At 55.8% G+C, this 10,501-nt stretch carries 8 protein-coding genes, 1 pseudogene and 2 riboswitches; all 9 genes and pseudogenes read left to right on the top strand.

The window, feature by feature from the left end; genetic code table 11:
- A pseudogene (locus BUB44_RS15560) lies at positions 1 to 228 on the top strand (hypothetical protein); the annotation flags it as partial.
- A gap of 153 nt (positions 229 to 381) precedes the next feature.
- Positions 382 to 636, top strand: a riboswitch (cobalamin riboswitch).
- On the top strand, positions 594 to 743 hold the full coding sequence (locus tag BUB44_RS15400; RefSeq protein ID WP_165611031.1) for a hypothetical protein: 150 nt from the start codon (positions 594 to 596) through the stop codon (positions 741 to 743). It overlaps the preceding riboswitch by 43 nt.
- 27 nt (positions 744 to 770) lie before the next feature.
- A riboswitch (cobalamin riboswitch) is annotated at positions 771 to 1,050 on the top strand.
- 55 nt (positions 1,051 to 1,105) lie between these two features.
- Positions 1,106 to 1,300 (top strand): hypothetical protein, encoded by a 195-nt coding sequence (locus tag BUB44_RS09080; RefSeq protein WP_073165421.1) that lies wholly within the window; start codon positions 1,106 to 1,108, stop codon positions 1,298 to 1,300.
- 206 nt (positions 1,301 to 1,506) lie between these two features.
- Positions 1,507 to 3,123 carry an S-layer homology domain-containing protein gene (locus tag BUB44_RS09075; protein ID WP_131821613.1) on the top strand — a complete coding sequence of 539 codons (1,617 nt, stop codon included), beginning with the start codon at positions 1,507 to 1,509 and terminating at the stop codon, positions 3,121 to 3,123.
- 118 nt (positions 3,124 to 3,241) lie between these two features.
- Positions 3,242 to 6,064: an S-layer homology domain-containing protein gene (locus BUB44_RS09070; protein ID WP_073165415.1), complete on the top strand. Its 2,823-nt coding sequence runs from the start codon at positions 3,242 to 3,244 to the stop codon at positions 6,062 to 6,064.
- A 178-nt stretch (positions 6,065 to 6,242) separates the two neighbouring features.
- On the top strand, positions 6,243 to 7,016 hold the full coding sequence (locus tag BUB44_RS09065; RefSeq protein ID WP_073165412.1) for a DUF4430 domain-containing protein: 774 nt from the start codon (positions 6,243 to 6,245) through the stop codon (positions 7,014 to 7,016).
- A gap of 12 nt (positions 7,017 to 7,028) precedes the next feature.
- A complete protein-coding gene (locus BUB44_RS09060) occupies positions 7,029 to 7,958 on the top strand; it encodes an energy-coupling factor transporter transmembrane component T (RefSeq protein WP_073165408.1) in 930 nt (309 codons plus the stop codon).
- The gene (locus tag BUB44_RS09055) at positions 7,931 to 9,676 is read left to right on the top strand and encodes an ABC transporter ATP-binding protein (RefSeq protein ID WP_073165405.1); all 1,746 of its coding nucleotides are present in this window, start codon (positions 7,931 to 7,933) and stop codon (positions 9,674 to 9,676) included. The genes BUB44_RS09060 and BUB44_RS09055 overlap by 28 nt, the downstream gene beginning before the upstream one ends.
- On the top strand, positions 9,643 to 10,266 hold the full coding sequence (locus BUB44_RS09050) for an ECF transporter S component (RefSeq protein ID WP_083543174.1): 624 nt from the start codon (positions 9,643 to 9,645) through the stop codon (positions 10,264 to 10,266). The genes BUB44_RS09055 and BUB44_RS09050 overlap by 34 nt, the downstream gene beginning before the upstream one ends.
- Positions 10,267 to 10,501: the final 235 nt, after the last annotated feature.

Here is a 10,501-nt window from a genome sequence, read left to right as displayed (position 1 = left end):
CAGATGGCACGAATTCGAGTATTGAAAGCCAACGGCATTAACATAAAAGAGCAATACCTTAAACAACTCGGGAAACCGGTAACTGTTCTCAAAGTATGCCAAACAAGTCTACAACAGCAGCGGAAATTGCTGGAGCGGCCACCGTTTGAGACGTTGGGCAATATTCCAGCGTTGAAAGGGCCGACCACTAGTCTTGCTCAGATTTTACGTGCAATCAAATCAGCCTAAAGCCCATGTGGCGGTTGGCACTCGTAACTCCTTTTCGATTTATTTCCTACAGTGACTTGACGCTATCGGGAATCAGATTATATATGGACAACTTGTCAGAAATATGTTATTATTTCAGGCAAGTGGAATAAATAACGGCTGTTTTGGAAAATAAGTGTTCGGTCGTACCCGGGTTCTCCTGCCCGCAGGCAGGGGTAAAAGGGAACCAGGTGAGAATCCTGGACGGTGGGGCCACTGTATTTGGGTAGCAGCTTTCCACTGGGCCACTGGTCCAGCATGCAGCGAGGAGGGAGCCGGTTCCTGCTGGAAGGAATCGGAGGTAAAAAGCAAGCTGGGTGCCGGGCTGGGAAGGCGGAAAGCGGGCGATGACCCATGAGTCAGGAGACCTGCCCGGGTACGCGGCACGGGAAGCCTCCCAGGAAACAGGGGCATGTGCCGGTATCAACTGCCGTTTTACCGGTAAATTACCATCCTTTGTTTATCAACCCCGGTTTTCCCTGGTGGGCCGGGGTTAAGTTATTTGTTTGCATGTGCACTTTAAACAACTGCATAGCGGAACAGGTGCTTTCACCTTGAGGGGTGAAAGTGAAAAGGGAAGCCGGTGCAAATCCGGCGCGGTCCCGCCACTGTGAGGGGGAGGGACTCCACATAAGGTCACTGTCCAGCACTCACCGGTAATATTGGTAAAACCTTAAGCTATATTTTCACTATTTGTCAAGCGTGCCATTGGATGTTACGGTTCATCGGTGAGTGCTGGATGGGAAGACGTGGAGTTACCCATTGATCCCGAGCCAGGAGACCTGCCTGTTCCCCAGAACCAGACCTACCTACGCGGATAGGGGGTGGTTTAACATGTCCTGGCTGCTGGAGCCGGATAATGGATCCTCCATCTGATGTAGATGGGGGATTTTTTATCGGCAGAGGTAAACCCGGGGGCAGGGCCTATGAGCTGGAAGTAGAGAAAAAAGCGCAGGTTTCAGCACGCCCGCAAGGCCGTTCCTTCGTAGCCATCCTGGGCGCTTTAGGGCTGCTGGCCCTCTTTATCAAGGGTTATTTTACCGTAAGGGCATAACTGCTCTCCGGTCCCGCACCTTACCGTGCTGCCCTGCACGGTAAGGTGCGGCCGGTACCTGTGTTGCAGTTTGGCTCGTTTTTCCTTTCGTTAACCCATTCTCCTTTCAGGAGTAAATATATATCCGGCCTTAAGTCAGGCCGGGCTACTTTTTAAAATTAGCCGGTTGGTTTAAATAAATTAGAAAAACAGGGGGGGAGTTTTTGGTGAAAACCCATCACTTTGCCGGGCGGTTAACAGCCCTGGTTGCAACGGTCTGTTTATTCCTCGGCCTGCTGGTGCCGCTTGGGGTGCCGGGCCGGGTGGAAGCGGCAGTTTCACCCCTGGCGGATAAGGCAGTGCAATTCCTGCATCATGACTATTTAAAAAACGGGTTGATTAACTCGGAGGTGGGTGTGGGCTCGTATGCCTTTTATGTGCTAAGCCAGGCCGGTGTTGATGCCGGTGCCTGGGTACGCCAGGGAGTAAGTTTCCGGGAGGCAGTGCTGAAGGCGGTCAGAGATGATCTGGATAAAGCAGGTGAAGTGCGGGCAAAGCAGCTTGCCCAGGACCTGGTGGCCATGCAGGCGCTGGGAGAAAAGGATCTGGCCGGCCGGTTGCTGCAGGTCTTGAAGAACAGGCAGACAGACAAGGGATTTGAAGATATCGGGCCGTTAAGCATCTACAGCAACATGCCTGCCTTTGATCTTTTAAGCAGGGCCGGGTTAATGGATCAGATAAACACCGGCCTGGCCAGGAATTATATCCTGGAAAAACAGTACGTCGGGGAACAAAATGCCCGGTACGGAAGCTGGGGGTCACTGGATGGTAATGCATATTACGCCGATTTCATGGCCACGGCCCAGGCGGTGAGGGTGCTGCACTGCCTGGACCCGGAAAAGAAAGATCCCCAGGTGCAGGAGGCCATAAAAAACGGCCTGGCCTGGATGCAAAGACAGCAGAAGGCAGACGGCAGCTTTGTGGCCGGTATGGACGACCCGGTGATCGATACTGCGGAAGTAATTGTGACCCTGAAAACCCTGGGTATGGACCCGGCGGCCTGGAAAAGCGGCACAGGAAAGAGCGCTGTTGATTATCTGATGAGTAAGGCACTGAACGCCGATGGGAGCTTCGGCACGTCGGGGAATGCCATGGACGCCACCTGGGTGCTGTGGGCGTGCCTGGCGCTGGAAGGGAAGGCGAAGAACCAGGCAACACAGCCACAACCCGGCCCGCAGGATGAATCCGGACGTCAAGCGCAACCCGGTATGGTGGCCAGTTTTACGGATTTGAAAGGCCACTGGGCGGAAGGGGCCATCAACAGGCTGGTTCAAATGCAGGTTGCGTCGGGTTATCCAGACGGCACCTTTAAACCCGAAGAGCAGGTAACCCGCTATGAAATAGCCTCCATGATGGTGCGCCTGCTAAAGCCGGCGGGGGCTTCCAGGCAAGACCTGCTTATGCTCGACCGGAAGTTTAAAGATAGCCGGTGTCTTCCCCAGTGGGCCCGGGAAGCCGTGGCCGTGGCCCTGCGGGAGGGACTCATCTCCGGTTACCCGCAACCGGACGGCACCCTTATTTTTAAAGGGGAGGAACCGGTAAGCCGGGCCGAACTGGCCGCCGTTATGGCCCGGATTATTGAAAAGAAATGCGGGGAGGTAGCGCCGAAAGGGCTGGATTTCGCCGACGCGGAGCAAATACCGGCCTGGGCAAAAGAGGCCGTGGGGGTGGCTTACGCCAGGGGGGTTGCCGGTGGTTATCCCGACCGGACTTTCCGGGCCGAGAAAAAGGTCACCAGGGCCGAGGCGGCCGCCATGCTTTTGCGCCTGGCTGATGTGCTGTAAGAGGGTACCGAAAAGGCCCTGAAAGGCAAAAGAAGGCGTTTGTTCCTGCGGGAGACAAGCTGCCATGCTGGAATTTTACAAGGCTCGGCGTGAGAAACGTCGTAAGGGGGTCAGGACATTGTATAATCATAAAAGGACGATTAAAAAGCTGAGTTTGTTACTGGTTTTAGTCATGGCCGTAACCATGCTGACACCGGCGGTAAATGCCGGGGCCAGTGGGACGCCGGCCTCACCGGCCAACAATGCCGTGCAGTTTCTGTACAATGAATACATCCAGAAGGGAATCAATAATTCGGAGTATGGGGTCGGCTCCTATGCTCTTTATGTCTTAAAACAGGCCGGTGTTGATGTTGCTTCCTGGGTGTATAACGGTGAAAATCTTGAGGATGCGGTTACAAACGCTGTCTACAACGATATTTCACAGCCGGATAAGGTTCCGGCCAAGATCCTGGCCCAGGACCTTCTGGCCGTGCAGGCGCTGGGGCGAAGCGATCTGGCCGATCAGCTTGTGGAGATCTTGAAAAACAGGCAGACGGAGAACGGCTTTGATACGGGAGCTTACAGCCTTTTCAGCAACCTGCCGGCCTTTGACCTGCTGGGCCGGGCGGGTAAGCTGAGCGTTGTAAACGCTGCTTATACCAGGGATTACATTTTAAGCAATCAACTTACCCAGTCTACTGTGCCCGCAGAGGTATACGGTGCCTGGGGCGGGAGCTGGACGGATGACAAGGGCAACACAAATTATTTTGCCGACTTCATGGCCACGGCCCAGGCGGTAAGGGCTCTGCATTATCTCGATCCCGGCGGGCAGGATGCCAGGGTGCAGGCGGCCATTAATAACGGCCTTAACTGGATGAGGAACCAGCAAAAGGCCGACGGCAGTTTTGTGGCCGGCTGGGACGACCCGGCCATTGACACCGCTGAAGTGGTTGTGACCTTAAAGGCGCTGGGAAGGGATCCGGCTGATTGGAAGACCGGTGACGGAAAAACGGCCGTTGATTATCTGATGAATAATGTCCTCAATCCGGATGGTAGTTTCGGCACCTCAAAGAACGCCATGGATGCCATCTGGGTACTCAGTGCCTGTAATTCACTGGGCATACAGCCTACCGTCTGGCGTTTTTACCTTGACCCTTCAAGCAACACTTTGAATATAGGCGCCCAGCAACAATTCCGGGCCGTCTGGCAGGACGCCTGCGGCCAGTCTGACGTAACGCAGTGGGCCATCTGGTCCGTGGCCGACAGCAGCATCGCCAGCGTCGATGGCAGTGGCTTGGTTACGGCGAAAAACGCCGGCCAGACGGTGGTGAAGGCCGTTTACAACGGGCTTACGGCTTCGGCCGCCCTGACCGTGAAATCTGCGGCTGGAGGCGGCGGGACCGCTGCCGCAGTGACGGTAGGGATGGCCGTAGTGGGCATGAACGGAGAACTGCTCTACAGCCCCTCCTACGTAATGGTACCGAAAGAAAACAAATGGGGCCTCACCGCCCTGGGCGCCCTGGATGCCTCGGGCGTTCCCTACCATACCTCCACGTGGTCCTGGGGGATTCTGGTAGATGAAATTGCCGGGCAGGCCAACAGCGGGATGGCCGGCTGGATGTATACGGTGAACGGGCAGGTTCCCTCCTATGGTCCCGAAAAGTACAACATTAAAGAGGGCGACAAGATCATCTGGTACTACAGTAAGAGCATGGACCAGCAGCCCCCCAAATGGGAAGACCTGGTCAAGCAGGCTTCCACCGGGTACAGTCAAACAGGCAATCTACCCGCTCCGGTGAGCGATTCCACCTTAAATGCGGCCATCAAGGATGCCGGTTCTGCCGGCCGGGTCGTTCTGCAGGCAGAAGATAATCAAACTGTTCTGGCCCTGAGGGTGGATCAACTGGCTAAGATAGTTGATGTCAACAAACCCCTGGCCGTTACCGTTTCCGGCGTACAGTTTGTGCTCTCCGTGGACAGCCTGAAAGTCCCGGAGTTGAAGGTTGCCGATGCGGCGCAGTTGCAGGTTAAAGCCCAGAAGTTGAGCAGCACCGAAGCCCAGGATCTGGCCAGGCCTGTTGCCGGCGAACTGAAGCTGGTGGGCGATGTCTACGAACTGGACGTGCTGGCGGTGAAGAAAGACGGCACGGTGCAGAAGATCGCACAGCTTCCCGGCTGCCGGGTGCTGCTGCCGGTACCCGCTGAAGCCAGGGAAGCGGCGGCGACCGGCCGGGTGAAGGTATACCGCTATGATGAAAGCGAAAAGACCTGGGACGAAGTGGGCGGAACCTATGACCCGGCGGCAGGTGGCCTGACTTTTAAAGCCGATCATTTCAGCAAGTACGCCTTGATGGAAACCACCGCCCCGCCTGAATTAATAACCTTTGCCGACATTGCCGGGCACTGGGCGCAGAAGGAGATCGAGTTCATGACCACAAAAGGGTTCGTAACCGGTGTCGGCGAAAACAAATTTGCACCGGAAGCTACCGTCACCCGGGCTGAATTTGCCGCCATCCTGGCCCGTATGGCCGGCCTGACGGCCGATCCGGACGGGGCAGAGCGCTTCAATGACGTGCCGCAAGACGCCTGGTACTGCGGCATGGTGGGTGCGGCGGCGAAAGCAGGCTTGGTGCGGGGAACCGGCGAACACAGTTTTGCACCCAATGAACCCATTACCCGGCAGCAAATGGCGGTCATGATGGCGCGGCTCATGGCCCGGGAAGGACAGGATATGGGTATTGGTGAGGCCGGTGCGGCCAGAATACTGGCCGGCTTTGAAGATGCTGCCTCTATTTCTCCCTGGGCGCGCAACTCTGTAGCCCTGGTGATACGGGAGGGAATAATGAAGGGCCGGACAGTGACCCAGTTTGTACCAGCAGGCCATACCACCCGGGCAGAGGCCACTGTAGTGTTGTGCCGGGTGTGGCAAAAGTTACAGCCGGCTGCTGCTGATAAGAAGTGATACTTCCATGTGGCTATGGGAGTGAGGGCGAGTAAGCCGGTCGGACCGGGGACAATGTAAATATTCAAAAAAACCGTTAATGAGAAAGATGCGGTGCTGTCGGCGCGGAGCACTGGAGTGAGCGGGGACAGCGCCGCATCCAACCGGGTTCACTGAATATTTACCATGGGGTGATTCCATGAAGCGCAAACTCATTTATCTTATTGGTCTGCTGGCGATCCTGGCCGGGGTGCTGGGCCCAGCCCTTTACATGCACAAAGTTTTCAGTTCCCAGCAGCAATACCGGCAGGCTTATAGCAGCCAGGTAACCGGCAGCCAGACAACTAACTGCAGTGCAACCGAACAGGAAAATGCTCCTGCGCAGAGCCAGCCCGCCGCCGGTTCCGGTCAACCTTCTGCCGGAATAAGTACAACCCGTTCTTCCGGCGAATCAACACCAAGCCCGTCACCTGCGGCCAGAGAAAAAGCCGGGGCGGCGGGCGGCGGCCAGAGCAAGCAATCTGCCGCTGCTTCCCGGCAGAGTACGGCTTCTGGCGGGCCGGATGAAAGTGCTTCTTCTGGTGAGCCGGCTAAAAATGCTTCTGCTGCACCGGAAGATCAAGCCGGATGCAGGGTCTGGGTGGCCGTCATCGGGAAAAATGATGAGTTCCTTTTCAGACCGGCGCAGGTTACTGTTGAAACGGACAGCAGGTGGGGGGTCACCGCCCTGGGCGCCCTGGAGGCCACCGGTCTTCCCTACGCCATGAAACCGGCCTGGCCCGATTTTGTGGATTCCATTGGCGGCCAGGCCTGCAGCGGTATGGCCGGGTGGATGTATTCGGTAAACGGCGAGGTGCCCATGCACATGGCCAGCAAGCACCCGGTAAAAACGGGGGACAAAGTAATCTGGTGGTACAGCAGGAGCATGGACCAGCCACCTCCCCGGTGGGAAGACCTGGTAAGCAAAAAGTAAAGGGGTGCCGGGATGTTCAACAGGCTTTTTTACCGGGAAAAGGGGCTTTTCCTGCAGAGCTTTCACCCGGCCACGGTCCTGGTTTATCTTCTGGTGCTCCTCATCCTGAGCCTGATCTACGATCATCCCCTGTATCTGCTGGCGCTCTTTCTCCTGCTTGCCCTCCTGATCAGGGAAGTGGACGGCCTGGATGCCTGGGAGGGATTTTTAAAAGCAGGGGTCTTTTTAATGCTGGTGGTGATGATGGTCAACCCCCTGGTGATCCGGGCCGGCAAAACCATCATCTGGCACGGTCCGGCAGTTCCCTTTCTGGGGAAGCTGGACATATCCATGGAGGCAATCTATTTCGGCGCCGCTTCCAGCCTGAGGCTTCTGGTCATCATCAGCATTTTTTGCCTGTATAACCTGATGATCAACCCGGACAGGGTGTTGAATCTTTTTTCCAGAGTGGCCGGTAAATCAGTCCTGGTGATTACCCTGGCCACGCGGCTGTTTCCCACCATGGTCAGGGACCTGCAGAGGATCAGGGAAGTGCAGCAGCTGCGGGGCGTCGACTTTGACACGGGCAGCCTGTGGCAGCGGGCAAAGAAATACTCCGGTTTATATAACGTGCTGCTTTTATCCTCCCTGGAGGACGCCATGGAGATTGCCGAGTCCATGCAGGCCAGGGCCTTTGGCAGCGGCAGGCGTTCCGTGTACAGCCGGAATATCCTCAGGCCCCGGGATCTCTTCTGTCTCGGCGGCAGCCTGCTGGCCCTGTCGGCGGCAGTATGGGGGTTGCGTTACGGCTACGGCCGGTACAGCTTTTACCCGGAGGCGGACTTTCTTATTAAAGACGGCACGACTCTGGCGGTCCTTTTCATTGTGTTATTTTACCTGTCAGTACCGCTTATCCTGAGCAAGGGGTGGAAGCATTGCCGCTTTTTAAAGTCGAAAATCTGACCTATTACTATCCCGGAACGGAAAAACCCGCCCTGAAAAATATCAGCCTGGAAATCCGGGAAGGAGAGTTTCTCCTTGTTACAGGCGGTTCCGGTTCGGGCAAATCCACCCTGGCCAGGGTGCTGGCGGGCCTGATACCCGACTTTTACGGGGGGCGTATCGGGGGCAAGGTTTTCTTCAGGGGTAGAGAGATCCGGACGCTGGACCGCCGCAAACTGGCCCGGGAAGTGGGCATGGTCTTTCAGGATCCGGAAAAGCAAATTGTACAGAGCTGTGTGGAGGCGGAAATAGCCTTTGGCCTGGAAAACCTGGGGTTACCACCTGACGAGATGTCGCGCCGGGTTGCCGAAGTGGTCAGTTTCATGAATCTATCCCCGGTTCAGCAGGCCTTTACAGCCAGTCTCTCCGGCGGCCAGAAACAGAAGCTGGCGCTGGCTTCCGTGCTGGCCATGCAGCCCCGTGTGCTTATTCTTGACGAACCCACCTCCCAGCTGGATCCCGTCTCGGCGGAAGAAATCCTGAATGTGGTGAAAAGGCTTAATGAAGAAATGGGCTTTACGGTAATCATGGTTGAGCAGAGGCTGGAAAGATGTTTTCATTTAGCAGACCGGGTGCTGCTCATGGCCGGGGGCGAAATTATCTGCCACGGCAGTGCCGCCGAGGGAGCCCGGGAAGCAGTCAGAAGGGGACTTCCTTTTGTGCCGCCTGTGGCCAGGTTTTTTGCCTGCCTCAACTCGCCGGTTGTACCCGTTACGGTAAAGGAAGGCCGGGAACTCTTACAGTCTTACCTAAAAGGAAATATAGCCGTTACGAAACCAGATGTTCCCCGCCGTAACCATAATTCTAATATAAAAAGAGCTGAGAAAAATAGCATTATCAGCTTGAAAAATGTATGGTTTGGTTATCCGGGCGGTCAGGAGGTTTTAAAAGATATCAGTCTTGATATAAAAGAAGGGGAATTTGTGGCCATCCTGGGGGAAAACGGCGCCGGTAAATCGACCCTGCTCAAGATCATGGTGGGTTTGCTCAGGCCGGGCCGGGGCAGGGTTTATGTGCAGGGAAAAGAGGTGGGCCGGAATGGTTTTAAAGAGATCAGAAAGTTTACCGCCTACTTATCCCAGAACCCTAACGACTATCTCTTCCAGGAGACGGTGGAAGATGAGCTGCTTTTCACCATGCGTAATTTCGGCTTAAAAGACCGGGGGCAGGTGGATGAGATCCTGCACAGGCTGCAGCTGGAGCCCTACCGCCGGCGAAATCCCCGGGACCTGAGCAGCGGGGAAAGGCAGAGGGTGGCTTTAGCTTCCGTTCTGGTTACCGGCCCCGGTTTGATCATTTTAGATGAACCCACCAGGGGGGTTGATTTGGGTTTAAAGTCGGAACTGGGACATTTTCTGCAGGAGGAGGCCGCAAAGGGCAAAACGGTAATCGTGGTGACCCACGATGTGGAGTTTGCGGCCGAGTTTGCCGGAAGAGTGGTGATGATGTTTGCGGGAAGGATTGTCGCCGACGGGGAAAAGCACGCGGTGTTGGGAAGATCTGTATTTTATTCTCCGCAGATCAGCAAGTTGTGCCGGGGCATTTGCGATGGAGTGCTCACCTTTGCCGAAGCGCAGGAACAGCTTGGGCCGCTTCTGGCCGCTAAACCGGCCGTCTTAATCAAAAGCACGGGAGAGAAGGCCATATGGGGACGAGCTGGGGGCTGTACACCACATTGACCGGCATTCTTGCCGTTTTATTGCTTTTGTCCGCCATGGAGAAAAAAGGAGCGCTGGACTCCCGGCAGGTATCGGTTATTGCCGTGCTGGCCGCCCTCTGTGCGGCCGGCCGGTCGGTGACGGGAGTGGGTCTTTTATTTCTGCAGCCCACCATGTTTCTGGTGGAGATAACGGGATTTGTCTATGGTGCGCGGGTCGGCTTCTTTACAGGGGCCATGACCCCTTTGATTTCCAACTTCTTTATGGGGCAGGGATCCTGGACGCCCTGGCAGATGCTCTGCTGGGGGCTGGTGGGTGTTTCCGGAGCGGTGGTCAAAGCCCTGCTCCCACAGGCGGGAAACAGAACCCTGACCGCAGTCTGCTTCCTCTGGGGCTACCTTTACGGGGCCATCATGGATGTCTGGCAGTGGACCGTCTTTATGCGCCCCCTGACCTGGCAGACCTATTTTCTCACCTGGGCGGCGGGTTTTAGCTTCGATTCCCTGCGGGCTGCCGGCAATCTTTTCTTCTGTGCCGCCCTGGGGCACCAGACCTTGAAGATTCTGCAATATTTCCATAAGAAGATGAACATACATTATCTGGAAAGATGATAAGGAGAAGAATCCGCATACATCCTTGAGAGCTGAGCCGCCCAGCACTCACTGAAAAAGCTATACTGGAAAGGCCTGCACTTACTATCTTGCCATAGCAGGCTTAGAATGAGCATCTTTGCCGGTGAGTGCTGGGTTGCCGGGTGCTGTTACCGGCGTGTGCCTGCGTCATTTGCTCCGGACAGTGCATCCTTGTTATAACGGATTTGCCATATATTAACATATTTTAGAGAAG

It is taken from the genome of Desulfofundulus australicus DSM 11792 (assembly GCF_900129285.1).
In the GTDB taxonomy this organism is placed as follows: Bacteria; Bacillota; Desulfotomaculia; order Desulfotomaculales; family Desulfovirgulaceae; genus Desulfofundulus; species Desulfofundulus australicus.
Note: the sequence above shows the minus strand (reverse complement) of the source record. Positions and strands in the feature narration are given on the sequence as shown.

Coding starts and splice junctions, on each gene's coding strand:
- BUB44_RS15400 (WP_165611031.1), top strand. CDS start 594: ATGACCCATGAGTCAGGAGACCTGCCCGGGTACGCGGCACGGGAAGCC.
- BUB44_RS09060 (WP_073165408.1), top strand. CDS start 7,029: ATGTTCAACAGGCTTTTTTACCGGGAAAAGGGGCTTTTCCTGCAGAGC.
- BUB44_RS09080 (WP_073165421.1), top strand. CDS start 1,106: ATGGATCCTCCATCTGATGTAGATGGGGGATTTTTTATCGGCAGAGGT.
- BUB44_RS09065 (WP_073165412.1), top strand. CDS start 6,243: ATGAAGCGCAAACTCATTTATCTTATTGGTCTGCTGGCGATCCTGGCC.
- BUB44_RS09050 (WP_083543174.1), top strand. CDS start 9,643: ATGGGGACGAGCTGGGGGCTGTACACCACATTGACCGGCATTCTTGCC.